28 protein-coding genes are annotated in these 25,491 nt (G+C 52.6%); 13 read left to right on the plus strand and 15 right to left on the minus strand.

Going from position 1 to position 25,491, the window contains the following annotated elements:
- Positions 1-9 precede the first annotated feature (9 nt).
- The 9 genes from EYB48_RS12945 to EYB48_RS12985 all read right to left on the minus strand — a co-directional run bounded on the left by EYB48_RS12945 (position 10) and on the right by EYB48_RS12985 (position 8,241).
- Positions 10-762, minus strand: coding sequence for a DUF3667 domain-containing protein (locus EYB48_RS12945; RefSeq protein WP_162020774.1), 753 nt, complete (start codon positions 760-762; stop codon positions 10-12).
- 265 nt (positions 763-1,027) lie between these two features.
- Complete coding sequence (locus tag EYB48_RS12950) at positions 1,028-1,231, minus strand: hypothetical protein (protein WP_162020775.1); 204 nt, start codon at positions 1,229-1,231, stop codon at positions 1,028-1,030.
- Between the two features lie 102 nt (positions 1,232-1,333).
- Entirely contained in the window at positions 1,334-1,930 is a 597-nt protein-coding gene (locus EYB48_RS12955; protein ID WP_162020776.1) for an outer membrane beta-barrel protein, read from the minus strand.
- A 553-nt stretch (positions 1,931-2,483) separates the two neighbouring features.
- Positions 2,484-4,010, minus strand: coding sequence for a DUF3426 domain-containing protein (locus EYB48_RS12960; protein ID WP_162020777.1), 1,527 nt, complete (start codon positions 4,008-4,010; stop codon positions 2,484-2,486).
- A gap of 3 nt (positions 4,011-4,013) precedes the next feature.
- Positions 4,014-4,925 carry a 50S ribosomal protein L11 methyltransferase gene (gene prmA, locus EYB48_RS12965; protein WP_162020778.1) on the minus strand — a complete coding sequence of 304 codons (912 nt, stop codon included), beginning with the start codon at positions 4,923-4,925 and terminating at the stop codon, positions 4,014-4,016.
- A 228-nt stretch (positions 4,926-5,153) separates the two neighbouring features.
- Positions 5,154-6,521 carry an acetyl-CoA carboxylase biotin carboxylase subunit gene (gene accC, locus EYB48_RS12970; RefSeq protein WP_162020779.1) on the minus strand — a complete coding sequence of 456 codons (1,368 nt, stop codon included), beginning with the start codon at positions 6,519-6,521 and terminating at the stop codon, positions 5,154-5,156.
- A gap of 61 nt (positions 6,522-6,582) precedes the next feature.
- Positions 6,583-7,041, minus strand: a complete 459-nt coding sequence (gene accB, locus EYB48_RS12975; protein WP_162020780.1) for an acetyl-CoA carboxylase biotin carboxyl carrier protein — start codon at positions 7,039-7,041, stop codon at positions 6,583-6,585.
- 144 nt (positions 7,042-7,185) lie between these two features.
- The gene (aroQ, locus tag EYB48_RS12980) at positions 7,186-7,623 is read right to left on the minus strand and encodes a type II 3-dehydroquinate dehydratase (protein ID WP_162020781.1); all 438 of its coding nucleotides are present in this window, start codon (positions 7,621-7,623) and stop codon (positions 7,186-7,188) included.
- Between the two features lie 72 nt (positions 7,624-7,695).
- Positions 7,696-8,241: a TlpA disulfide reductase family protein gene (locus tag EYB48_RS12985; protein ID WP_162020782.1), complete on the minus strand. Its 546-nt coding sequence runs from the start codon at positions 8,239-8,241 to the stop codon at positions 7,696-7,698.
- Positions 8,242-8,559: 318 nt separating this feature from the next.
- Between EYB48_RS12985 and EYB48_RS12990 the strand changes: the two genes are divergently transcribed.
- Both EYB48_RS12990 and EYB48_RS12995 read left to right on the plus strand, forming a co-directional pair.
- Positions 8,560-9,765, plus strand: a complete 1,206-nt coding sequence (locus EYB48_RS12990; RefSeq protein ID WP_162020783.1) for a YjgN family protein — start codon at positions 8,560-8,562, stop codon at positions 9,763-9,765.
- Positions 9,743-10,825: a M48 family metallopeptidase gene (locus EYB48_RS12995; protein ID WP_162020784.1), complete on the plus strand. Its 1,083-nt coding sequence runs from the start codon at positions 9,743-9,745 to the stop codon at positions 10,823-10,825. Before EYB48_RS12990 ends, EYB48_RS12995 begins: the two co-directional genes overlap by 23 nt.
- A 78-nt stretch (positions 10,826-10,903) precedes the next feature.
- Here EYB48_RS12995 and EYB48_RS13000 read toward each other — a convergent pair whose 3' ends face one another.
- A complete protein-coding gene (locus EYB48_RS13000) occupies positions 10,904-11,500 on the minus strand; it encodes a hypothetical protein (protein WP_162020842.1) in 597 nt (198 codons plus the stop codon).
- A gap of 168 nt (positions 11,501-11,668) precedes the next feature.
- On the opposite strand from EYB48_RS13000, the gene mpl reads away from it, so the two are divergent.
- The 11 genes from mpl to EYB48_RS13050 all read left to right on the plus strand — a co-directional run bounded on the left by mpl (position 11,669) and on the right by EYB48_RS13050 (position 20,949).
- Positions 11,669-13,054 carry a UDP-N-acetylmuramate:L-alanyl-gamma-D-glutamyl-meso-diaminopimelate ligase gene (gene mpl / locus EYB48_RS13005; protein ID WP_162020785.1) on the plus strand — a complete coding sequence of 462 codons (1,386 nt, stop codon included), beginning with the start codon at positions 11,669-11,671 and terminating at the stop codon, positions 13,052-13,054.
- Positions 13,051-13,626 (plus strand): YqiA/YcfP family alpha/beta fold hydrolase, encoded by a 576-nt coding sequence (locus tag EYB48_RS13010; protein WP_162020786.1) that lies wholly within the window; start codon positions 13,051-13,053, stop codon positions 13,624-13,626. Before mpl ends, EYB48_RS13010 begins: the two co-directional genes overlap by 4 nt.
- On the plus strand, positions 13,610-14,239 hold the full coding sequence (locus tag EYB48_RS13015; RefSeq protein WP_235935106.1) for a chorismate--pyruvate lyase family protein: 630 nt from the start codon (positions 13,610-13,612) through the stop codon (positions 14,237-14,239). The genes EYB48_RS13010 and EYB48_RS13015 overlap by 17 nt, the downstream gene beginning before the upstream one ends.
- Positions 14,240-14,380: 141 nt before the next feature.
- Positions 14,381-16,486, plus strand: a complete 2,106-nt coding sequence (locus EYB48_RS13020) for a ribonuclease catalytic domain-containing protein (RefSeq protein WP_162020787.1) — start codon at positions 14,381-14,383, stop codon at positions 16,484-16,486.
- 17 nt (positions 16,487-16,503) lie between these two features.
- Positions 16,504-16,899, plus strand: a complete 396-nt coding sequence (locus EYB48_RS19435; RefSeq protein WP_328823396.1) for a hypothetical protein — start codon at positions 16,504-16,506, stop codon at positions 16,897-16,899.
- Between the two features lie 46 nt (positions 16,900-16,945).
- The gene (locus EYB48_RS19440; protein ID WP_328823398.1) at positions 16,946-17,407 is read left to right on the plus strand and encodes a TonB family protein; all 462 of its coding nucleotides are present in this window, start codon (positions 16,946-16,948) and stop codon (positions 17,405-17,407) included.
- Complete coding sequence (aroE, locus tag EYB48_RS13030; RefSeq protein ID WP_162020788.1) at positions 17,407-18,285, plus strand: shikimate dehydrogenase; 879 nt, start codon at positions 17,407-17,409, stop codon at positions 18,283-18,285. The genes EYB48_RS19440 and aroE overlap by 1 nt, the downstream gene beginning before the upstream one ends.
- Positions 18,282-18,977: a monofunctional biosynthetic peptidoglycan transglycosylase gene (mtgA, locus tag EYB48_RS13035; RefSeq protein ID WP_162020789.1), complete on the plus strand. Its 696-nt coding sequence runs from the start codon at positions 18,282-18,284 to the stop codon at positions 18,975-18,977. Before aroE ends, mtgA begins: the two co-directional genes overlap by 4 nt.
- On the plus strand, positions 18,974-19,444 hold the full coding sequence (locus EYB48_RS13040; protein ID WP_162020790.1) for a hypothetical protein: 471 nt from the start codon (positions 18,974-18,976) through the stop codon (positions 19,442-19,444). Before mtgA ends, EYB48_RS13040 begins: the two co-directional genes overlap by 4 nt.
- A gap of 138 nt (positions 19,445-19,582) precedes the next feature.
- A complete protein-coding gene (gene corA / locus EYB48_RS13045) occupies positions 19,583-20,557 on the plus strand; it encodes a magnesium/cobalt transporter CorA (RefSeq protein ID WP_162020791.1) in 975 nt (324 codons plus the stop codon).
- On the plus strand, positions 20,557-20,949 hold the full coding sequence (locus tag EYB48_RS13050; protein WP_162020792.1) for a VOC family protein: 393 nt from the start codon (positions 20,557-20,559) through the stop codon (positions 20,947-20,949). Before corA ends, EYB48_RS13050 begins: the two co-directional genes overlap by 1 nt.
- A gap of 22 nt (positions 20,950-20,971) precedes the next feature.
- On the opposite strand, the gene EYB48_RS13055 is transcribed toward EYB48_RS13050, so the two are convergent.
- The 5 genes from EYB48_RS13055 to EYB48_RS13075 all read right to left on the minus strand — a co-directional run bounded on the left by EYB48_RS13055 (position 20,972) and on the right by EYB48_RS13075 (position 25,485).
- On the minus strand, positions 20,972-22,156 hold the full coding sequence (locus tag EYB48_RS13055) for a metallophosphoesterase (RefSeq protein ID WP_162020793.1): 1,185 nt from the start codon (positions 22,154-22,156) through the stop codon (positions 20,972-20,974).
- 105 nt (positions 22,157-22,261) lie between these two features.
- Positions 22,262-22,996 carry a type 2 periplasmic-binding domain-containing protein gene (locus EYB48_RS13060; protein ID WP_162020794.1) on the minus strand — a complete coding sequence of 245 codons (735 nt, stop codon included), beginning with the start codon at positions 22,994-22,996 and terminating at the stop codon, positions 22,262-22,264.
- Positions 22,997-23,182: 186 nt separating this feature from the next.
- On the minus strand, positions 23,183-23,872 hold the full coding sequence (locus EYB48_RS13065) for a DNA alkylation repair protein (RefSeq protein WP_162020795.1): 690 nt from the start codon (positions 23,870-23,872) through the stop codon (positions 23,183-23,185).
- Between the two features lie 135 nt (positions 23,873-24,007).
- Entirely contained in the window at positions 24,008-24,220 is a 213-nt protein-coding gene (locus tag EYB48_RS13070; RefSeq protein ID WP_162020796.1) for a hypothetical protein, read from the minus strand.
- Between the two features lie 74 nt (positions 24,221-24,294).
- Entirely contained in the window at positions 24,295-25,485 is a 1,191-nt protein-coding gene (locus tag EYB48_RS13075) for an FAD-dependent monooxygenase (RefSeq protein WP_162020797.1), read from the minus strand.
- Between the last annotated feature and the right edge of the window lie 6 nt (positions 25,486-25,491).

Below are 25,491 nucleotides of genomic sequence, written 5' to 3' on the forward strand. Positions count from 1 at the left end.
GGCGGTGACTCATGGCGTCTCCATTTCCAAAGAAAAAAAGACATAGAAGGTGAGTCCGGTCAGGAAAATGAATGAAGACAGCATGAAGCAGCACAGGGCTTTCAGATAGCCTTTGAAGGATTCCTGCTCGAAAAATTGAACCAGCGCTAACGTAGAAAAAACCATTTTTGCGAACAGATTGCCATAAAACCGCCAGTTACCTTCCAGGAAATGATTCGCGATCGTTAACAGGGTTGAGAACAGTAAAATTTGCGCCAGCAGAAAAATACTAAAGACGAGAATCTCAAAAAAATTATATTTGGTGTTGCGGTAAAAAATAAACTTGATCGTGATGCACAGGCATACCGCCTGTATGAGTTGCACCATCGTCGTGTTTTCCAGAAAAAACTGACAAAATTTTGTGACCAACTTGTCACATGCCAGAGAGTCGGGATACACGCTGTTGATCCAGACAAAAAACGTGGCACAGGCGGCGATATAGGCGACCGGTTTAATGATCAGATCACGATCATGTTGCAGATACTTGCGTACCGAGTGACCAGGGTGAAACGATAAACCCAGCAGGGTGTCGCGGAAGCCTTTGAGCATCCAGGTTTTATAAAATTGTTCGATAATAAAAAACCAGTCGACCGGATTGACTTGTAATTGCTTACCGCATTTAGGGCAATACTTATCGCCAGCCACATGGTCGCATGGAGTGGCCTGCTGTTTTATGAGTTTGCTCAGCACGGGGCGTGGATCGATTGGGGTAGGGTCTGGCATATTCAATATTTCTTGAAACAGGCAATCTGGAATGAGGAATAGGTGTTTGCTTAAGCTGGCCGGACTTTGCCAGGCTGAACACTCTGCTTGAGAAATCTATTCATCTCAGTACATACAGTCGTGTAGCCTGTCATCGTTCGAACTCAGAATCGCAAGTTGGAAGGCAAGATTTTTCGATTACTTTGCTTACCTGCGGAACTTAAAACGGAGTGCTTAGGTTTCTCATGGAAAATGTTTTTTTATGAAACTCATCATGCTTAAGATTTCAGGGCAATTCAAGCGCCGGACTTCTGATAAATCTTATAGGCAGTAACAAAAATTTAGCGGCTATCGAGGAGTTCATGGCTGCTTCCCTCTGCATGTAGATGTTATCTGGCAACTGGCTGCGAATTGAGCTGTAACTTTGCTTAAGTTGGGCAAGAATGAAGCCGGTTTTTGTGAGCGAAAGCGCGGCAGGATCTTGCATCATGTCTGAATCTACGCTGATTAAATTTGAAGATATTTTGAATGGAGCTGTTCTGAGTAAAGAATAGCGCGTAGCGCCGTATCCGCAGCTACGCGTTTAACCAGTTTAGAAATGGGCTTGTAAGCCTATTGTCACGCTGGTGGCATTGCTGGAATTGCCAGAGCCTGCATTGACGCGGCGCGCATCAATATCAGCACGCAGTGCCAGATTAGGTGTTAATCCGTAAGTGGCACCGACACCGAAGACCACTTGGGTTCTGCTGATGGAGCTGGATGCTGATAAAGCGGGTGCAGGAATTGTGTAAGTGCTTTCTGTCTTGGTTTGACCTATGCCTAGTTTTCCAAATACGGCAACATTATTTCCATAATCGATACGATAGACGCCCACGATTTCAACGCCGTTTCCTTTGACAGAGGCGCCCGCCACTGCGCCATAGGTAGGAACTGTGACGTTTGCACCAATAGTTCCCAATGAGTAATAGCCAAACTCAGCTCCCCAATGAGGATCAACGTTGTAACCCGCCAATAACTTATAGGCAGTATCGTTGGATTTGCAATTGGAACTGCCTGAGCAATCGACATTCCAGAAGGATTTACCGATGGAAGCATCCACATACATACCGTTTGAGGCACCAGCCGCGAATACGGATGAAGCCATGCATGTTCCTGCTGCAAGCATCGCCAGATGATGTCGTAATTTCATAATTTCTTCCTCAAAAAAAAGGCGTCAAAGACAACGCAAATTCATCTTAAACAGGCTTTTTGCAGGGTTTAATAATTTTTCTATTTTTAACAACAATAGAAATGTTTCTGAAAACTAATTAACTTTCACTGAAGAATGATTTCATTGCTGTGGAAGCTAGCTCAGCAGAAATCTTAAGAGTGGAGAGGTGGCAAGATGTTGTTTGGGAAATTTAGTTTCCCCTTGTAATGTGAGTCGGCAATGGACTCAGGATGGACATGGTGGCGATGTTGTTTTTGTACCAAAGAAGATAGGCGCCAGAAAAAGAGGAGCAAGCCCTCTTGTCATATCTTGCCAGCGATGCCCGTGTTGGCTACAGGGGCGGTTTTACATAAGTTCTACAGGTAAGTATGCGCCAGCACCCATGAGTTGCGTGAGTGTGAGCGGGCAGGCGGGGTGGCTGCTGCCATGAAGTATTGCAAGCTGATTTAGAGCTCGGGGAATTGAAACCGCTGTGACGATGGAAGAAGATCAAACGCCGTCAGCGTAAGGCCTGAGTTTGTGGCAGTAAGCATCAAGGATAAAACGCACCGACATGATAGCCAGAGGCTTTGAGTTGAGGCAGTTCAAAATAAATTTTGATGTTTTTGTCTGCGTTGGGCGTGAAGCCCTTGGCTTCTTCGCCTGCTTCGCTCAGATATTCTTTGGGACTGAAACTTTTTCTGATCACCGTCTTATCTTTGGCGTCATTCAGGATCAGTTCCACATGGGGCCAGGCGAGCGGCATGGCGCTGTGATTTTGTAATTGCAGTGTGAGCTGGAAGATATTTTTCTCACTGTCCTGAGAAATCAGTTCATTCGCCTCTATCGTAATCTGCTCAATTTTTGCTGGCAGGCTGATCTGGCAAGCCAGCAGGGCGCAGGCTTTTTGCAAACCCGGCTTGCTATCCGGATACATCGCGGCAATGCTGTTGCGATTGAGGTAGACCACTTGTCCCAACAGCGCAGGAAGCAGGATGAGTGATAGCAGTGCATACACGATGGTCAGAATTTTTTTGCGTTTTTGGGCGCGCTCTGCCTGTAATACAAATTCCGGCTTGTCTTCAGTTGCCGGTTCTGCTTGCGATACTGCTGCACTGTCGGCATTCAGTTCGTTTGTTTCTGTGAGTGATACGGATAAGTCTGTTGCAGACAGCGCGTGCATTTCTGCATCCGACAGCGGGAAGTCAGCAATAGGGTGCTCTGCCAGCAAAGGGTCGGCCTGCAGCGTATCCTGCTGCGTGAGTTCCGATAGTAAATCCGCGTCACTGCCATTTTCTGCGACCGACCAGTCAATTTCCGGTTCGCTTGCCAGTGCTGCACGGGTTTTCAGCTCTATACTGGACGCGATGCTGGCTTCCGATGCCTGGCTGTCCGGCAACATGCTGTCCATGCCTTCACCCAGATCGAAGTCTATCGCCGCTGCACTGACGGCTGGCGCGTCCGTATTCACAGGTGTAGCCTGGCTGACTGGCGGTTCGGCAGTCAGGATTGTGGATTCGGCCTGAAGCTGCAGGCGTTCCAGTTCTTGTTGTTCACGCAGCGCCAGTGCGAATTCGTCGAGCTCTTCCGCATCAGCTTTAGCCTCAACATCAGCTTCAACATCAGCTTCAACACGGCTGGCATGGCTCCAGACCTGTGGGCTTGCGGTCTGAGTTTCTGCGCTTGCAGTTTGGGTAGTGCTGATATGGCTGTCTGCTACATTCTGTGTCGCTGCTGCCAGCACGACACTTAATTCTGCATCTGCTGAATTGTTATCGCTGGCGCTGGCCAGCTGATTCCGAGTGTTTGTGTCGCTTTGCACTTCGCTTGCTACTGCCGTTTGGAGGCCGATAGTTACAGCAGCAGGTGTCTGCACCAGCGGCTTGTTGTCCGCCTGAGCTGCTTGTGCAGACTGGCTGGCTGGCGCCGCTTTGACGGCATCCGGCGCCACCAGGTGTTCCACCCCATTGAAGGCCTGATGACAGGCGCCACAACGGACCAGTCCGGCATGTAGCTTTAACTGGTCATTCGCGACCCGGAAGGTCGTTTGGCAATGGGGGCAACGGGTGGCAAGTGCCATGGCTTATGCGGGTAAATGACCGGCCAGGGCAACCCAGCCTTCATGTTCTGCCCACACGCTGAGCTGGATGAACGGCGCATAAGCGGCTGCGACTTCTTCGGCCTGGCGTGCCAATACGCCGGAAAGTATCAGTGCACCACCTGGCGCAACGCGTCCGGCCAGCATAGGCGCCATCAGCTTTAAGGGGCTGGACAGGATGTTAGCAACGACCACATTGAATTTTTCAGATTCAGGATAGGCGACAGAAAATGGCTCTGGCAGCGCGTATTCGATTTCGCAATGATTGCGCTCAGCATTAAAACCAGCTGACTCTATCGCTTGCGGATCAATATCGACGCCGATGACTTTCGCCGCACCCAGCTTTTTGGCAACCATGGCCAGAATGCCGGAGCCGCAGCCGTAATCCAGTACCGATAAGCCTTGCGGCGCATGCGCTTCCAGCCATTCCATGCACAGACGGGTGGTCGGATGGCTGCCAGTACCAAATGCGAGGCCAGGATCGAGTTCGAGTACCAGTGCATTCGCATCCGGTGCATCATGCCAGCTAGGTACGACCCAGATGTTTTTGCCGATATGGATAGGCGCGAATTGGGATTGGGTCAGACGTACCCAGTCTTGCTCTTCAACGCTACGTGTAGTGTAAGCCGGCGTGGCTGGCAAACCGATACTGGCCGCTGCTTCTGCCACCAGTGCGGCGTGATCGATATCGACATCGGCGAGTGCAACTACACGGCTGCGATCCCAGGCCGCTTCATCCGGCTCCATGCCAGGCTCACCGAACAGCGGTTTTTCTGCATCGGTACCTTCATCTGCATCTTCCACGGAAACTGATAAAGCACCGGTTTCCATCAGGGCATCCGATAAAGACTCTGCATGTTCACGCGCCACTTCGATGACGATTTCTATCCAACCCATAATTTGTTTCTTTCTCAGAACTCACGCAAAATTGTTCCGGTATGGCGGCCGTGCTTCGCCTTTTTGGCGGCCGGGCCGCCGCCGGAACGGTTTTGCCTAAACTCTGTTGTTCTCAGTTTTAGTCTGTTGTAACGCACAGAGGCTGTTGCCAGCCTCTGTACACTTCTGCCAATTTCAGTTTGCGCTAATCAGGATGTGGCGCAGTCTGTTTTACTGATTTTTTACTGATTACTTGACCTTCTTATCCAGCACTGGCATGCCTGCCAGTTTATGTTCCAGGTAGTGAATATTGGTGCCACCTTCGATAAAGCGTGCATCGATCATCAGTTCACGATGTAAAGGGATGTTGGTTTGTATGCCTTCCACCACCATCTCTGACAACGCGATCTGCATGCGACGTATAGCCTGATCACGGGTTTCACCGTAAGCAATCACCTTACCTATCATGGAATCATAGTTAGGCGGTACAAAATACCCTGCATAGGCATGTGAGTCAACACGAATGCCAGGGCCGCCCGGAGTATGCCAGGAAGTGATACGGCCTGGTGAAGGGATGAACTTGAACGGATCTTCAGCATTGATACGGCATTCGATCGCGTGACCACGGAACTGTACCTGGTCTTGCGTAAAGCGCAGCTTTTCGTTGAAAGCGATACGGATTTGTTCCTGCACGATATCGATGCCGGTAATCATTTCTGTGACCGGATGTTCAACCTGCACACGGGTGTTCATTTCGATGAAATAGAATTCGCCGTTTTCATACAGGAATTCAAAGGTACCCGCGCCACGGTAGCCTATCTTGCGGCAGGCTGCGGCACAGCGCTCACCGACTTTGGCGATCAGCTCGCGCGGAATGCCTGGTGCCGGTGCTTCTTCGATGACTTTTTGATGGCGGCGCTGCATAGAACAGTCGCGTTCGCCCAGCCAGACTGCATTGCCATGCTGGTCGGCCAGAATCTGGATTTCCACGTGACGTGGATTTTCCAGGAATTTTTCCATGTAGACTTCAGGATTGCCGAAGGCGGCACCGGCTTCGGTCTTGGTCATGGTGACTGCATTGAGCAGTGCAGCTTCGGTGTGAACCACGCGCATACCGCGTCCACCACCACCACCGGCAGCTTTGATAATGACCGGATAGCCGACTTTACGTGCAGTCTGGACGATCACCTTAGGATCATCCGGCAGTGCGCCTTCTGAGCCGGGTACGCAAGGTACGCCAGCTTCTATCATGGCATGCTTGGCTGAGACTTTGTCGCCCATCATACGGATGGATTCGGCACGTGGGCCGATGAAAACAAAGCCGGATTGTTCTACGCGTTCTGCGAAATCAGCGTTTTCAGACAGGAAGCCATATCCTGGGTGGATAGCCTGGGCATCGGTCACTTCCGCCGCGCTGATGATGGCTGGCATGCTCAGATAGCTCAGATTAGAAGGTGCCGGGCCGATACAGACGGATTCATCCGCCAGTTTCACATACTTGGCTTCGCGGTCGGCTTCAGAATGCACAACCACGGTTTTAATGCCCATTTCGCGGCACGCACGCTGGATACGCAATGCGATTTCACCACGATTGGCGATAAGAATTTTTTCAAACATGATTTAACTTTGCTGTAGCTATGGTTGCAGCTGCGGTGCCTGTCAGGCATCCCGGCCAGGATTAGCCAATCACAAACAGTGGTTGACCGAACTCGACTGGCTGACCATTCTCTACCAGGATTTGCTTAATCGTGCCTTCGTAATCGCTTTCAATTTCATTCAACAGCTTCATCGCTTCGATGATGCACAGGGTATCGCCCTTGGCGACGCTCTTACCGATATCCGCAAATGGCGCTGCGCCTGGTGCAGAAGAGCGGTAGAAAGTACCGACCATCGGTGATTTCACGATCAGGCCTTCCGGTGCTGCAGGTGCTGCTGCCACTGGCGCTGCACTTGCCAGCGGAGCTGCCGCTAAAGGAGCAACTTGTTGCGCCTGAGGCTGCATCATCACAACTTGATTCTGGGGCATGGCGGAGGACTTAACGATACGGACTTTGCCTTCACCTTCCGTTACTTCGAGTTCTGCGATATCCGATTCTGCTACGAGGTCGATCAGGGTCTTGAGTTTTCTTAAATCCATGTGGAATCCCCTTGAAAAAAGTAGTTCTGGAAAAAGTAAGCGCGCAATATAGAGTGTTTACTCGGTTTCTGCAATGCTTCCGCGCAGAAAATTATAAACTATTTTATTTAAATTTAAGCTAAGTTAGCGCGGAGATGGTAGAAGTTAGCGCTTTTTGAGGAAAAAATCAATCGCTAACCGGTATCCGTCTGTGCCCAGGCCGCAAATTACACCTTGAGCGATGGCGGATAAAAATGAGTGATGCCGGAAACTTTCGCGCTGGTGCACATTGGAGATATGCAGTTCAATAAAAGGAATCGCCACACCAGCCAATGCATCCCGCAATGCCACGCTGGTATGCGTTAGCCCACCAGGATTGACCACAATGGCGTCAATTTGTTCCGCACGTGCAGCATGAATGCGATCGATCAGCGCGCCTTCATGGTTGCTTTGGAAGCAGAACAGTTCTGCACCCGCCGCCCGCGCTTGCGCAATGGCGGCAGCTTCCACTTCAGCGAGGGTGGTGGAACCATAGGTTGCAGGTTCACGGGTGCCAAGCAAATTCAGATTGGGGCCATTCAGCAGCAGCAGTTTGCTTGCCATAGTCGCATTCAGTTTGACGAAGATGGCCGCATTTTGCCGTTAATAACCGCAGATTGGCAAGAAAAAAACGACTTACTTTGATTTTTCCGCAGAATATTTGGCGATATCCGCTTTTAATTCCTGCATTTTCAAGCGCCCCAGATAGGTTTTGACCAGCTTACCTTGCGCATCCAGCATCACAGTAAATGGCAGACCACCAGCCTGATTGCCTAGCTGACGTGATAGCTCACTACCGTCCAGACCCGCGACAAATATGGGGTAGCTGACAGGATACTTCTGCGTGAATTCGGTGATATTGGATGGACTGTCTATGCCCAGACCCAGTATCTGCACCTTTTTAGATTTGAGTTCATTTTGCAATTCAGATAATTCTGGCATTTCTTGAACGCAAGGTTTACACCAGGTTGCCCAAAAATTCACGATCAGGAGTTGATTGCCGTATTGTGCCAGCGCGTGGGGTTTACCACTTGCGTCCGGTAAGGATTTGCTCATCAATTGTTTGACTGCGCCGGATTGCGGTGTGTCCGGTGTGGAATGGACATTGCCAGCATAAATACCGAGACCGGCGCAGGTGGCGCCGACCAGGACGGCAAAGGAGAGGAATTTTTTATTGATCATGATCGCTTGCTCTCTGTATGACTGAGTTGCTGGGTTTCTGACTGCCAGGCATCTTAGCGCAGTTTGTCTTAGCGCGTGTTCACGCAGCTTGATTGCACGCCGCCTCATAAGTGGTATTTGTGCAAATTATATGTAAAAATAGTAACGCGATTGACGCAATGCAGCAAAGGGCGGGCCATGGCTTGTGGCGGTGTGGGCGTAGTAAGTCCTTCACCGTGCCGGGAGCGTTGCCATGCTGAAGCCTTGAAACTGTTGCAATCGCTAATTTGCAATCGCTAATTTGTCCGCCTTGAGGTCGTCACTGATTTGGAAAGTCTTATGTTAAGTAGTCATGCATTACCTGTGGACCAGCTAAGCGCTCCGGCCACTGAAAGTCAGGATGCCATGCCATCCAGTCCGCCCGTCACTTTGACGGACACGGCGCAGGTTCCGTCTGTCGACGACCGCATTTATTTTACCGGCAGCGGCAAGGAATACTTCCGTATCTGGATCATTAACCTGTGCCTGAGCCTGCTCACGCTGGGTGTGTATTCGGCCTGGGCCAAGGTCAGGCGGCTCAAGTATTTTGACCAGAACACGGTGTATGCAGGGGCGGTTTTTAATTTCCATGGCCGTCCAGAGGTGATTTTGCGTGGACGTATCATTAGCGTGATATTTTTGTTTTTTTATCACTATGTGTATGGCTTGTCTAAAATGAGTGCAATCCTGATCGCGGTGGCTTTGCTCTTCATGTTGCCGCTGATGCTCAGAGGGGCCTTACGTTTTCGCTTACAAAATACCAGCTACCGCGGCATTCGCTTTCAATTTCATGGCAGCCGCATGCGTGCTTACCTGGTGTACTTGCCGGTGGTGGTGATATTTCTGTTGCCAGGCTTGGTGACTGTACTGTATCCACGCCGCACCACCTTGCTTATATATGCCTTCCTGCCTTATTTGAGCTGGCCTTGGCTCTATGCGGGGATGAAGCGCTATCAAAATGGGAATTTTGCTTATGGGCGTTTGCGCTCTGCCACGACACTGGGGTGGACTAGTTTTGTTTGGCCTTTCGTCGCTGCTGTTTTAGTGATGCTGCTGGCAGTGTTTATCATTGGCTTGGTGACTGCTGTCACTGTCGATGGCTCTCAAATTTTCGCTAAGGATAAAGTTGCTTTTGCTTCTGTCCTGATGGCAATTATAGGCGGGCTCACCACCGCCTATATTGTTTATCTGATACTGGGTCCGGCTTTGCAAATCAGTCTCTGGAACCGGCTTTGGAATAGCACCTCTTTACAAGGCGTGCAAATTCAATCTGTACTGCCTATGCAGGCCTATATCAAATTGCAAACAAAAAATTTCTTCCTGACCATGTTGAGCCTGGGTCTTTATCGTCCTTTCGCAGTCGTGGCGGCGTATCGTTTCCGGCTTGAGCATATGCAACTGACGGTTGCCAGTTTTGAGGCGGCTGGAGCTGCCGCCGATGGCCAGCGCAGCACCGCGACTGCGGATGCATCGGCAGATATGTTTGGTTTTGATCTTTCCTGGTGAGGGTGATGTGATGCAAGTATTGTATTTTGATGGACTTCACGCACAGCATCGTTCTGCACAGCTGCAGGATCACGGTGATGTCCTGGAGTTGAGTGGTGAAGCCTGGACGCAGCGTTACAGCAAAGCGCAAACCCAGCTGGACGAGTTATTTCGTGCAGCGCCAGGGTTTTTGCGCTTCCCGGACGGATCGCATGCCGAAGTACAGGCAGCCTCTGATAAGCAGGCGTTGCGCCAGATGATGGCTTACCAGCCCGGCCTGGTCGAGCGCTGGCAGTCAAAGTGGATGCTGGCCTTGCTGGCGATCGTCCTGATGGCGGCCATGCTGTTCAGTGTGTATCGCTGGCTGATCCCGGCGATTGCTGACCGGGCTGTGAACTGGGTGCCTGTCGCCGCTGAGCGTGAGTTAGGTGCCAGGGTGATGGCAGTCTTAGATGATCATACTTTCAAGCCGAGTCTGCTCACCGACGCACAAATTTTGCAGGCCGAGCAGATACTAAAACGTACTAAGCCAGCGAATGCGCTGTTCCCGATTCATCTGGAGGTGCGTTATTCCGGCCAGTTTGGTCCAAATGCCTTCGCCCTGCCAGGTGGTACGGTCGTGGTGACGGATCAGATGATACGGCTTTTGCAAACGGAAAAAAATGCATTACTAAACCCTGAAGCAGAGGAGCGGCTCGCTGCAGTGTTCGCGCATGAAGTCGGCCATATTCAATATCGCCATCCCATGCGCGGGTTGATCAGTGATTCCATGATCACGATCATGATGGCTACGCTGTTCGGTGATTTCAGTGTGGTTGCAACGGTGGCACCGGGCATTTTGCTCAAAATGGATTATTCGCGCGATGCTGAGACTGAGGCAGACGCCTATGCGTTTGCGCGACTGCAGGTGCTGGGGATTTCCCCGGATCGCTTTGCTGAATTATTTGAAATGTTAAGCAAAAAAAGCGATAGTGCAATGAACAGCCTGCCGATCTGGATGCGTAAAAGTCTGGACTATGTGAGTTCGCATCCGAATCCCAGGCTGCGCATAGAGCGTGCGCGCGCTGCAGCAGCTAAGTAGCAGAAAATAGCAGAAAAGTTTGAACAGCCAGCCTCATGCAATACCGGCGCTGGCTGATCAGGCTGGCAGGCTGCCAGCTTATTCCGTGGGTGTAGCAATCAGCTGGCGTAAGGCTGACAGATTTGCGCGTTCATTACTGCGGGTTTGCCCGCTGCGCAAACCATCCTGTTCGTGCAGGATCAGATGTACGCCTTCATGTTTATATAAGAAACTGAGCGTCTCTATGCTCTCATTGCGCGCGTTATAGCTTTCTGATACCTCAAACTGCACATCTTTATTCAGCAGGAAAATCGCGACTTCCTTGGCATTATCGGTGTACAGATGCAGATAAATATCGGAATGCTGACCGGCGGTGCCATTCAGTACGGCGCCCACCAGATAAGGCTGGAATTGCTCCAGTTGTTCCATGATTTCCAGTGCCAGCAGGCGTAAATGCTGTAAGCGTTGCGGCTGGGTGTCGCCAAAGAACAGCGCATTGTATTCGCGCACTTCCTGTTCTATCTGTGCATTGTCAGGAAGTACATCCCCTTTGATGCGCTGATTGCCCAGTAATTGTTTGGCGGCCTTCTTCTTGGCTGACGCGTAATCTGCGCCATCTTCAGCGATCATGCGGGCTGCCAGTGCCGCGATTTCCGCACGCAGTGCTTCGGCTTCATTCGGTGTGTGTATCATCATGCGGGCATGATAGCCCAAGCCCGTCAGGCTTGCCACACGTCGCTGCTGCCCGGGCATCACCCTGAGCGGCTGCCGACGCCGCATTTCTGTCGTTTTCCACCGATTTCCCCATAGGGTATCCATGCTGATGTCGGGTAGAATTGCGGGATTCTGAAATTTAGAGGCATTATGCATATTCATATTTTAGGTATCTGCGGTACCTTCATGGGTGGACTGGCGGTGTTAGCGAAGGAAGCCGGGCATACCGTGACGGGCTGTGATGCCAATGTCTACCCGCCCATGAGCACCCAGCTGGAAGCGCAGGGCATCACCCTGACCCAGGGTTTCGGTGCAGAACAGATCGCCTTAGAGCCGGATCTGTATGTGATCGGCAATGTGGTCTCGCGTGGTAATCCGCTGATGGAAGAAATACTGAACCGCGGTCTGCCTTATGTCTCTGGCCCACAATGGATGGGCGAGCACATCCTGCGCCATAAGTGGGTACTGGCAGTCGCAGGGACGCACGGTAAAACCACGACGTCAGCCATGCTGGCCTGGATACTTGAGTATGCCGGTTACGCACCGGGCTTTCTGATCGGCGGGGTACCGATGAATTTCGGTATTTCGGCACGCCTGCAGGGCAATCATGCTTCTGATTTTTTTGTGATCGAAGCGGATGAATACGATACTGCCTTCTTCGATAAACGCAGTAAATTTGTGCATTACCATGCCAAGACCGCCATTCTGAATAATCTGGAATACGATCACGCCGATATTTTCCCTGACCTGAAAGCGATAGAAACCCAGTTCCATCATCTGGTGCGTACCGTGCCAGGTGTGGGCCGTGTGATCTTCAATGGTGACAGTGAGGCACTCGCTCATGTGATGCAGCGCGGCTGTTGGAGTGAGCAGGAAAGCTTCGGACAGCAGCAGAGCTGGCGTCTGGAGCTGCAACAGGGTGAAGATTTCGATGTGTATTTTGAGCAGCAATTGCAAGGCCGCGTGCAATGGGCGCTGAATGGCGAACATAATCGTCAGAATGCCTTGGCTGCGATAGCTGCTGCACGCCACGTGGGCGTGCCGCCAGCACTGGCGATAGAAGCACTGTCGCAATTCGTGAATGTCAAACGCCGTATGGAAGTACGTGGCGTGGTGCAGGGTGTCACAGTGATCGACGATTTTGCCCATCATCCGACCGCAATCAGCACCACGGTAGCTGGTTTGCGTCGCAAAGTCGGTGCGCAGCGCATACTGGCTGTGCTGGAACCGCGTTCCAACACCATGAAGCTGGGCACCATGAAACAGGCCTTGCCGGAAGCGCTGGCGCAGGCCGATCTGGTGTTTGGCTATGGCGCCCAGGATGGCAAGGATGCCTTGGGCTGGGACCTGGCAGAGGCTCTCGCGCCTTTGGGTGACAAGGCAGCTGCATTTCAGCAGATACCGGCTTTGGTCGATGCCATCGTGGCGGCAGCCCGTCCCGGTGATACGGTGCTGGTGATGAGTAATGGCGGCTTTGGCGGCATCCATCAGAAGCTGCTCGATGCGCTCACAGCCTTGCCAGCGGAGCAGGCATGATACTGTACCTGCACGGCTTTCGTTCTTCACCCAGTTCCTTTAAGGCCAGGGTGATGCAGGCCCATATGGATCAGCTTGGCCGCAGCGCAGAATTCCATAGTCCGGCTTTGTCGCCGTCACCAGCAGAGGCAATAGCACAGGCGCAGGCCATCATTGCGGATACCGCACCGGAACAACTGACGATAATCGGATCATCGCTGGGCGGCTTTTATGCGACCTGGCTGGCGGAACAGTATGGCTGTCGCGCCGTGGTGGTTAATCCGGCGGTGAAGCCGCCGCGCGAGCTGGAATCCTATGTGGGGGTGACGACGTATTATCACAGCGATCAGGTATTTGAATTTAAGGCGGAATACGTGGATCAGCTGCGCGCGCTGGCCATCAGCGGCATTACCCGGCCTGAACGCTATTTTTTGATGGCAGCGACTGGTGATGAAGTGCTGGATTACCGTGAAATGATCAGTTTTTACGCCGGGGCCAGACAACTCATTATCGAGGGCAGTGATCACGGTATCGCTGAATTTGCTGACCATCTGGATCTGGTGCTGGATTACTGCGATGGCCGGAGTGCTTAAGCGGATGGAGAGTGCAATACGGCAGCAAAGTTATCACTGCAAACCGGCAGGCTGGAGCAGGCATGTGAATGCAGTGCAGGTCAGCCGTCAGATGCAGACCTGGCTGAGTAACCGTGACTCGCTGACGGCCAGGCTGGTTGCGCGGTGTCAGCGCTTCCGGGTGCAGCGCTTGTCGCAACACAAAGCGCGCTGTCTGGCCGATGAGTATGCTGCGATTGGACTGGCGCGGGCGCAGATGGTGCATGAGCGCGAGGTGATACTGCGCTGTGATGAAATACCGGTGATTTATGGGCATACCGTGGTGCCGCTCAGCGCCACTGCCAATGAATGGCCCTTGTTTCATGCTTTGGGCGAAAAGTCGCTGGGCAGCACTTTGTTTAATGATCCCGGTGTGCGGCGTGGCGAGCTCAGCTATGCGCGACTGCATGCCAGTCATCCGCTGATGCAGCGCATCGTGCAGACCTTGCCTGAATTGCGTGGCATCAGCTGGCTGCCGGCACGGCGTTCATTGTTCTGGCGACGTGGTGCCTGTTTATTAGTGACAGAAGTATTTTTACCAGCCAGCAGAAATTTACCGGATGCGCCATTGGCAGCCGGGCTAAACAAGAATTAAGCTGGCAGACTGGAGCTGAGGCGCGTCGCTGGACGCGCCCACATCAGTTTGCCGGCATCATAGCAAGGATAGATAGCGCAGCGTGTGCTGGTCTGAAACCCGCCGCCATTGCATCCGTCCGTAGAGAAAAGAAAAACTGTAATGAATGTATTTTTTGAAGAGTCAGGCGACTTTAAAGCAGGCAGCGTGTTATCGCAGGCAGGGGAAGCCTATCAGGTTGAACTGGCCAGCGGTAAGCGTGCTAAGGTCAAAGCGAAAGATGTGCTGCTGCAGTTCACAGCGCCCGATCCGGTCAGCCTGATCGAACAGGCCAAAGCCGCTGCAGCTGAAATTGATTTGCCTTTTTTATGGGAAGTCGCAGGTCAGGAAGAGTTTGGTTTTGCCGAATTGGGTGCGGAATATTTCGGCCAGGCTGCACAGCCAGTGGAAGCGGCCGGATTGATTTTTGCGCTGCATAATGCACCGGTCTATTTCTATAAAAAAGGCCGTGGCCGTTACAAGGCAGCGCCCGAGACTGCGCTCAAAGCGGCGCTGGCCGGGATAGAGAAAAAGAAGCAGCAATTGCTGATACAGGCGGGCTATGTTGAACAGCTGATGCAGCATCAGTTACCGGAAGCGATGCGCCCGCTGGCGCTGCAATTGCTGTTCAAACCGGATAAAAACAGTATCGAATACAAGGCACTGGTGGAAGCCTGTGATGCCTTACAAACCAGCGCCGCACGTCTGATGCTGGCAGCGGGTGGAATCAGCAGTCCCAAGCATTTGCATCTGGCGAAGTTTCATTATGAGCACTTCCCTAAGGGCACAGGATTTCCTGCACTGCCTTTACCTGCGCTGGCGGCCGATTTGCCGGTCGCGGATGTGCAGGCGTTTTCGATTGATGACGTGACCACCACAGAAATTGATGATGCATTCTCAATCGCAGAATTAGGTGATGGACAGATACGGGTCGGCATTCATATTGCGGCGCCGGGATTGTCGATACAAAGGAATGATGCGATTGATCAGCTCGCACGCAGCCGCATGTCTACCGTGTATATGCCTGGCGATAAAATCACCATGCTGCCGGATGAGTTAGTGGATGTATTCACGCTGGGCGCAGGGCAAAGCCGTCCGGCTTTATCGCTGTATGCGACCTTGAATACCGCGGACTGGAGTGTGCTCAGTACCGAGACCAAAGTGGAAGCGATCACCATGGCTTCCAATCTGCGTCATAACGATCTGGATGCGCTGGTGACGGAAGAAAACCTGGCTAATGATGCCGGTGATTATCCGCACAAAGCCGAAATCGCCCGTATCTGGCAATGGGCGCTGGCGTTGGAGCAGGGCCGTATGGCGAAGCGTGAGAGTTTCGGTATGAAGCCGGAACAAAATAACCGCGTCGATTTTAATTTCTATGTCGAAGACGATGTGGTCAGCATCGTGCGCCGTAAGCGCGGTGCGCCGCTCGATAAGATGGTGGCTGAACTGATGATCTTCGCCAACAGCACCTGGGGCAAACTGATGGCTGATCATGGCATCCCTGGCATTTACCGTGCACAAGGTGTGGCTGGTGGCCGTGGCCCTGGAGGCTGGGCGGCGCGTATGCAAGTCCGCATGCTGACGCATGCGGCACCACATCAGGGCCTGGGTGTGGATCAATATGCCTGGAGCACGTCGCCGCTGCGTCGCTATACCGATCTGGTCAATCAATGGCAGATTATCGCCTGCGTTCAGCATGGCATTACCGCACCGCTGGTCGCACCGTTTAAACCTAAAGATGCCGATTTGTTTGCGATCGTGTCCGGATTTGATGCGGCTTACTCCGCCTATGCCGACTTCCAGAGCAATATGGAACGTTACTGGTGCCTGCGCTGGCTGCAACAGGAAAATGCACGTCAGGTCGATGCGGTGGTGTTGAAAGATGAAGTCTTGCGTCTGGTCGATATTCCGCTCGTGATACGCTTGCCGGGTATGCCGCAGACTGCACGTGGTGCGCAGGTCAGGCTTGATATCCTGCGCTGGGATGAAGTCGATTTGACCGTAGAGGCACGTTTGCTGGAAGTTTTGAACGTCGTGACTGATATCGGCGAGGAAGAGCTGGAGGAAGAAAACGATACAGAAGCCAGCGATACCGATTTGGGTGAGGAAAATACTCAGGCTCAGCCAGACTTAGCCCAATCTGATTCAGATTCAGATTCAGAAGCAGTAGCGGAAGCAGAGCCCGTCTCTGCTGCTGGTACGCCTGAAACAACCGCTAACCCTTGATGACAGAGACCCGCAGTATGTCTAACCGACCAGGCTTTGAAAATCTCGTACTTGGTGCAGCGCTTACCGTATCGGTACTGGCGCATGTGATCCCGCTCGCCTTTATGCATTTCGTCAATCCACCGGCCGTGTCTTCGCCAGCCACTGACCCAGGCTTGGAAGTGATACTGGTGAATGCCAAACACGACAAAAAACCCGTCAAGGCAGAGGCATTGGCGCAGGCCGATCTGGATGGCGGCGGCATGCATGATGCCGGACGCAGCAAGTCCCCTTTGCCCGATATGCAGCGCAGTGAAAATGGTGATCATCTGATCGCCGCCACCAAGCGTATCGAAGAAATCGAGCAGCAACAAAAGCACCTGCTGGATCAGGTCAAAAAAAAATACCGATTTCCTGTTACCGGCGCAGGATAAACGTAAGCTCGATGATAAGCGTGCGCCAAATGCCGGTGCCGAAGATATGGAAACGACTAAGGCGCTGGCGCGGATGGCAGCTGAAATCAATCAGACCATCGAAGACCAAAATCGTCGCCCGCGTAAAACCTTTATCACCCCAAGTACCCAGCGGGTCGGCTATGCGATTTACTACAAGCAGTTGCAAAAGCGTATAGAGGATTTTGGCACGCTGAATTTTCCTCAGAAAGATGGGAAAAAACTGTACGGGGAACTGGTGATTTATATTCCGATTTTTCAGGATGGCAGCATCTATGAAAAAGAGGGTGGCCCCCGTATCGAAAAATCGTCCGGCAATAAGGCACTCGATAAAGCCGCTTTACGCATCGTGCGCAATGCCGCGCCTTTTGGCAAGTTCCCGCAGAATATGCGTTCCGGCGACAAAGATGATTTGTGGGTCGTGATTTCACGCTTCCGCTTCACCCGCGATCAGCAATTGGAAACCGATTTGCGCGGAGGGAAAAACTGATGCCTGAACCCTTACAGGAAAGCGCAGGCAAGGCAGTCGATCAATATGTGGTGATAGGGAATCCGATAGCCCACAGTAAGTCGCCACGCATCCATGCGCGCTTTGCGGCTGAGACTGCTCAGACTCTGCATTATGCGACCCTGCAGGCACCACTGGATGGCTTTGTCGCTACCGTTGAGGCCTTCCGCGCTGCCGGTGGGCGTGGAGCGAATGTGACCGTGCCTTTTAAGCTGGAAGCATTTGACTATGCAAGCCGGCTGACAGCGCGTGCTCAGGCGGCCGGTGCGGTGAATACCCTGATGTTTGATGGTGCAGACATTATCGGCGATAACACCGATGGCCTTGGATTAGTGAACGACATCGTGCGCAATGCCGGTATCCCCTTGCAAGCGAAGCGCATACTGCTGCTAGGTGCGGGTGGTGCAGCCAGAGGTGCTTTACTGCCTTTGCTGGAACAGCAGCCTGCGCAGTTAATTATCGCCAACCGCACACTCAGTAAAGCGCAACAGCTGGCGCAGGCGGCACAGACAGAATTCCCTGACCTTGTGGTCGCGGCCTGTACTTTCGAAACGGTTCCGGCAGACTGTGCGTTTGACGTGATTATCAATGCGACTTCTGCCAGTCTGCAGGATGCGGTACCGCCGCTGCCTGACAGTGTGTGGCAGGCACGGCCGCTGGCGTATGACATGATGTATGGCGCTACACCTACCACCTTTTTGCAGGTCGCAGCACAACATGCTGCGTTGTGCCGTGATGGCCTGGGAATGCTGGTGGAGCAGGCCGCTGCTGCATACGCCCTGTGGCGCGGCGTACAGCCAGCTACCGGGCCGGTACTGCACGAGCTCAGGATGGAAATGTCAGCGGTGGAGGGTAGGTGAAGATGCTGCGGCGCTTACTGTTCTGGCTGGTCGGTGTGCCGCTATTGCTGGTGCTCTTGTTGCAGCTTTATTTTTTGCTGCAGATACTGTGGTGGACTCAGTTTAATCCATCCTCAACCAGTTTCATGCGTCAGCAGCTCAGCGTACTTCAGGAAAAAAAGCCTGATGCGAAATTACAGCATCAATGGGTGCCGTATAACAAAATCTCCAATCACCTGAAGCGCGCAGTGATCGCGTCGGAAGACGACAGCTTTGTCGATCATGATGGTGTCGATTGGGAAGCGATGCAGAAAGCCTACGAAAAAAATCAAAAGAAAGGCAAGGTCGTTTCCGGTGGCTCCACCATCACCCAGCAGCTCGCCAAGAATTTATTTTTATCCGGACAGCGCAGTTATTTGCGCAAAGGACAAGAACTTGTCATAACATACATGCTTGAAACCTGTATGGATAAACAACGTATTTTGGAAATTTATCTGAACGTGGTGGAATGGGGCGTGGGTGTGTTCGGTGCAGAAGCCGCCGCCAGGCATTATTACGGCAGCAGTGCCGCGACGCTGGGTCCGGCACAAGCGGCCAGGTTGGCAGTGATGTTACCGAAACCACGCTATTTTGATAAAAATCAGGGATCCGGCTATCTGCAAAGACGCAGCGAGCTGATCATGAAACGCATGAATAGCGCAGAACTACCATGAATTTACACAAACAAAGAGGAATGAGTCTGGTTGCCGTATCGATTTTATTTATGATACTGGGGCTGGTTGCGATGGGATTTTTATACACCATACGCTATGGACATTTGCCTATGCAGGAAGTCTGGGCACGCTGGGGTAAGTCGGCCAATGTGATCGGCAAAGAATTAAAGAATGCAAGTGGCATACCGGATTCGTCTGCACCGGCCACTGGCAGTGCGCCTGGCGCTGAAAATATGCCGGCTCCGGTGACGGTTGAATCCGGTGTCAAACGCTGCGTCATCAATGGCAAAACCGTGTACTCCGACACTGATTGCCACAATAATGCGACCGCCACTACCATCAAGCTGCAGGATACTCAGGGCTTCCAGAAACCTAAGCCAGCTGCAGATGCGGCATCAGCCAGCTCGCCTGAGCAGGATGCACGTATCAAGATGATAGAAAAAGCCATAGAGAAGGCATCCAAATAAAGTCGTGCATGGATGGTGTAGTCCGGGCCAGCGTCGTCAGGATATATGTAAAAAAGTCCTGCGCCGCTGGTCGCGCTGACCTCAAACAGGTTTACAATCCAGCCCAACCGTTTGTCACGCTTTTTCCGGAATCACCTCATGATTAATGTCTTTGTTTTACACAATGGCCGGCTGAGCCAGATCAATATCGAAAACCGCGCAGATCTCGAAAACACTTTGCCGATCTGGGTTGATCTGACTGACCCTACCGAGGAAGAGCGTGAATGGGTCAAGAGCATCTATGGCGTGACTTTGCCAGGTGAGGATGAGGTCAAGGATATCGAAGCCTCGGCCCGTTATTACGAAGCAGACAATGGTGATCTGCATCTGCGCACCGATTTTCTGATCGACGAAGATGAGGATGACGAGCCAGCCCGCACTGTAACGGTGGCCTTCATTTTGGCGCGCGATATCCTGTTCTCAGTACACAATACCGACTTGCCGGTATTCCGTCTGGTGCGCATGCGCGCGCGTTCCCGTCCGGGTTCGATAGGCGACTATAAAGATGTCTTACTGGATTTGTATGCGACCGACGCTGAATATTCGGCGGATGCGCTGGAAGGCATTTATCAACAATTAGAAGAAGTCAGCCGCGCCGTATTGCAAAAAGAATTCAGCGATCAGGATGCCGCAGCAGCCTTGAATGCGATCGCACAGGAAGAAGATTTGAATGGCCGTATCCGTCGCAATATGATGGACACCCGCCGCGCAGTGAGCTTTCTGATGCGCGGCCGTTTGCTGAATGCGGATCAGTTTGAAGAAGCCAGACAGATTTTGCGTGATATCGAATCGCTCGATGGCCACACCTCATTTCTGTTCGATAAAATCAACTTCCTGATGGATGCGACGGTTGGTTTTATTAATATTAATCAGAATAAAATCATCAAAATTTTCTCGGTCGCCAGCGTGGCCTTCCTGCCTCCTACCCTGATCGCAAGTATCTACGGCATGAACTTTAAAGGCTGGTTTCCAGAGCTGGAATGGGAGCTCGGCTATCCATTTGCACTGATGCTGATGATCGCATCAGCCATCACGCCATTCTGGTATTTCCGTCGTCGCGGCTGGCTGAAATAATGGCTGCTATCGGACTCGATCATGCCAATCTGCGCACCGACCGTGCCGGGATGGCGCAGCTGCGTGATTTTTATATTCGCTATGTAGGGCTGGTCGATGGCCCGCGGGCTGCCTTAAGCAGTTTTGGGTACTGGCTGTATGCGGGTGAACAGGCGGTGCTGCATATCTCAGAAAATCGTGCTGGCGAGTCTGCGCAAACCGGAGTAAAGACCACCTTCGATCATCTGGCATTTAACTGCGCAGGTTTTGAGCAGATGTTGCAATGCCTGCAGCAGGATGGGATTCCTTATCGCTTATCGGAAGTCCCGGCCTCAGCAGGCTTTGCTTTGCAGCGTCAGATATTTTTTCATGATCCTGCCGGCAATGGCATAGAGCTTAATTTTACTGCCTGACGCCACTCCATTCCGGCACCGCTTATTCTGTCGTGCTTTGCACTGAGTCCGGACTTGGAACCGGCACCCGCTTGCCATCCACTCCGGCCTTAGTCCATACACCGTTTTCCCAAAACAGCATTTCACCACGCTGACCGGATTTGATATCTGAGTCGATGGAATAAACCCGTCCTTGCCAGTGCGCGTAGACACCGTTCATGGTGGTATGGCCAACCACGATATGTTGTACTTGCAGCGTTTGCAGTAACTGATCCAGCGCTTCACTCTGTAGCAGCGGTGCTTTCAGGTAGCCCCGATACCACAGCGGGCCGGTGCTGCCATACAGGAAGGAAAGCACATTATTTTCTTTAAAACTGGCCTTAGGCAAACCCAGACCAGCATGAAACTGTGCATTGACTTCAGCCAGACTGAGTTTCAGTTGCGCATAATCCGGATGCAGGCCACCGTGCATGAACAGGCTGTCGTTGATACGGATGATGACCGGTTTGCTGCGCAGCCAGCGTCCCAATACGGTTTCCTGACTAAACAGACGTGGGTAAGTCGTATTGAGTTTGTCTGCAACGACGCGGTATTTAGGATGCAGATAACGCAGGTCATTGGCGAGGCTGATCGCTTCGTGATTACCTAGCAGATAATGTACTTTGCCACCCGCCGCTTCGGCCTGTGCTTCCAGCATATACAGCAGCCACAGCGCTTCAGTCACCTTAGGGCCACGGTCAAATACATCGCCAGCGATGACCAGATGGCCGCTGCCGTATTGCCAGTTACCCTGTGCATCAATGATTTTATTCGCTTGCAGCAGGTTCAGCATCAGATCAAACTGGCCGTGGATATCACTGAAAGCCGCGATTTTTTTTGCTTCAAATCTGGCTGTGACCGGTGCGGCGGCGGCCTGCGCACGCAGCTGTAGTGTATAGGGGTAGCCACAGAGCGGCGCTATGCTTGTGTTGATCGTCGCAAGCAGCTGATCCTGACGCTGATCGTTACAGACCCAGCTGGCCTGCAGTTGCGCGCTGTCGCTGCTGAAAAATACGTGAGGGCCATCATTGACCGGCGTTGGTGTTTGCGCCTGAATACTGAGCGGGGCCAGCGCCAGACTGAGCAGCAGCGTGCACAGCGCACCAGTCAGTCTGTTGCGGCATTCGGCAGAAATCGGAAATCGTATTTGGGATGAGCGGGGTGATGAGGAAGTAAAGGAAAACAACATAGCTGGCGCCGGTGGCAGGTTAGGGTTGAAGCCAGTATCTTACTGTGTATCAGCCCATACTGGCAGTGCAGAGGTCACGCAACATCAATCGGTAGACAGCAGATTTTATTTGTCGCCCGCTCCCGTGCCTGAACCCAACATCTCGCGTTCCTCATCCAGATAGAGTTTGCTCTTACGTACTTTCTCTATGCTTTGCCAGATCATCTGGACCTGTGCCTTATTGGCCTTATAAAACGCATTATTGAATAACAGATACTGATCCGCGACTTTGACTGGCAGTGCTTCTCTGATGACGATGTCTCTGAGAGAAGGACGGTGGCTGAGCTGGCGCTTAGCTTCATGGTCCTGCAGCACAATGACTTGCAGTACGCGGTTTTCGAGGTAACTCAGCAAGTCACTGGAAGCGGGATAATATTTGATACGGTACCCCGCTTCTTCCAGATCTTTACCGACGCTATAGCCCAGTTGTGCGCCTACCGGCTCATTGCCCAGATGTTGAAATCCCTTGGTTTGCCAGCGTATCTGGCTATCAGCATGGCGATACACATAAAAGCTATCTGTATGCATGCGGTAATCGCGCTGCAGAGTGCCATCCGGGCTGCGCGGATAGACTCCCCAGATCGCTCTTTCTTTATTGTAGCTGGCAGCAATCGCGGCATGGATACGTCCGGCTTCAACTTCGAGCAGGCAACGCTTCCAGGGCAGACGCACAAAATCGAATTCTATGCCGGTTTCTTTGGCGACCAATTGCATCTGCAATAATGCCAGCCCCTGGCCAGTGCCAGTGACCCACGGATAGACTGAGCTGTCTTCATAGCATAAGCTGACAGGAGCAGCCATCGCTGGCAGCGAACAGCAAAGCAATAAAGTGGATAGATAGTCTGAGCGGCGCATACCAGGGCTTTTCGAAGCGGTAACTTATTGTAGTCAGGGAACTGACACATCGTAAGGACTAATGACCGAAAGCGCAGCTATCTTTATGTTGGTTTAACACTTTTTAAAACTTAAAACGCTAACATCAGACCATCAGATGAGGTCTGGCAGGTGTTTCGCGGCTTCGCGCCGGCTTAGCGCGGAGAGTTGTGTTCCATGCAGAGCGAGAAATTGCGTGACCTGTTGCGGCGCATGGCGTGCATAGTCGCGCAAGGCCCAGCCGATAGCCTTACGGATAAAGAATTCCTGCTCTGGGGCCAGAGTGAGCGCAAAGCGGAACAGGCGTTCGCTGTCTGTTTCTGCGCGCCAGCCGCATTGATGCAGCATCGCGATACGTCTGATCCAGAATGAGGGATGCTGCACCGCCTGTTCTATCTGGCTCAGCACTTGCGGCTGTTCTTGTCTTTGCAGACGGATCAGGTCACCCGCCACATCAGCCAGCCCATCGACACTGTCCCACCACGCATGCTGTTGTGCGAGTTCGAGCAGAAAAGGGAGGGTGGATGCAGGCAGATAGCGTCTGGCTTTGCCGAGCAGGTCTATCGCACAGTAATGGAATTCGCGTTCGCGTTGTGCCCATAGCTGCAGCGCTATGTCTTGAATTTCGGCGAAATCAGCACGGTAATAGGGACGCAGTAATGGCGTCGACAGGGCGCGCCGTGCGGGAGTTGGAATGCCCAGGAAGTGCAGCCTGTGCTGCATATAAGCAGACATTTTTTCTGCCCGCTGTGGATCAGCGGCCGCTCTTAAGGCCGCATCCAGCTGGGCGATCAGGGTAGGCATAGCAGTTCAGCAGGCAGAATAGCCTGAGCAGATGAGGCACTTAAGCACCAGACTCTTGTGTCTGCTTCCCCGCGCCGCTGCAACGCAGCTGTGGCGGGGTCATGCAAACCAGGTCGGTTTACTCAGGCAGTCTGATCAGCGTACGATGGCAAAACGCAGCGAGAATTTTTTGAAATGACGGTAGCTCGCGCTCAGGTGTTCGATTGCCTCAACCGATTCAGCGATGGATTCACCTTCCTGCACGAAGCTGGCGCGGAATTCTTCAAATGCGGCTTCCAGCACGCTGGCGAGTTGATGGTTATACAGGCGGCCATAGTTCATCAGGCGGCGTTTGGTGCGTAATTTCATGGTAGATCCTTCGTTTAAAAAATGCAGGGCAGGCCTGCGAAAAAAATAGTGTAATTTTGTGTGTGTAGAGGCGATCAGGCACGCCAGCCATACAGCATATGCTCGGCAATCAAATGTCGTGCCGGGCGAAATAAATCCAGTCCACCCAGCGACAGGCCTAACAGACTTTGCTTGAAGCTGCCATCGGGGGAACTCGCGAAAATGCGGGCCAGTGTATCCGTCAGACCTATCGTCAGGCTGCGGTCGGTCTGCCGTTCGCGTAAAAACTGCTGCAATGCGGCTTCCGGCATCGCCAGTTCACGGCTCAGGCATTTCGCCAGCACGATGCTGTCGCGCAGCCCCAGATTTAATCCTTGTCCAGCGACCGGATGCAGCGTTTGCGCGGCATTGCCTATGCTGACCACGCGCGCGCTGGCCTGTGCCTGGGCATTCAGACCGAGCGGATAGCTGACACGCTTACTAATGCGTGTCAGCTGCCCCATACGTTGTCCGAATGCGGTTTGCAGCCGCTGCCGGAATGCGGTTTCATCCAGTGCCATTAACTGCGCCGCATGTTCGGGTCTAACACACCAGACCAGCGCATAGCCATCTTCTTGCGGCAGCAGGGCGAGCGGGCCTTCTTCGGTGAAGCGTTCAAACGCGCGGTGCGCAATCGCCTCATCAAAACAGACATGGGCGATGACAGCCGTCTGTTGATAGTCGCGGCTTTGCTGGCGCTGGCTCTGGTCGGAAAAGGTGCCGCCTTCGGCCTGCACCACGACCTGCGCAGAAAACTGGCGCTGCAGCGCAGTTCCAGTCTCAGTCCCGTTCCCGGTCCCGGTCTGCACCGTCAGCCTGACATGATCATTGAATTCTTCTATCGCTGTGACCTGGCAGGGTCTATGCATTTGCACACCCGAGCGTGCGATCTCAGTTTGCATCGGAGCCACGATGTCACCATAACGCGCGACATAACCGAGTGCAGGCAACTGATAGTCCGCAGCCTGGATCAGGGTGCGTCCAAAATGGCCGCGCCGCGAGACATGGATGTCCTGAATCGCAGTCGCACGCAGCGGCCAGCAACCAGCCTGCAGCAGTATTTGCTGGCTGCCGTAAGACAGCGCAATTGAGCGCGCATCCTGTTCGGCCTCGGCTGCAGTTTTTCCGTCAAACAGAGCGATTCTTGCTGCCGGTATGCCTTGCTGTACCAACAGTAAAGCCAGTGCCTGCCCGGCCGGGCCAGCACCACAAATCGCAATGTCTGCATCATTGATGATGGTCGTCATGTTGTA

This window comes from Cognatundibacterium crateris (assembly GCF_010078235.1).
GTDB classification, from domain to species: Bacteria; Pseudomonadota; Gammaproteobacteria; order Burkholderiales; family Burkholderiaceae_D; genus Undibacterium; species Undibacterium crateris.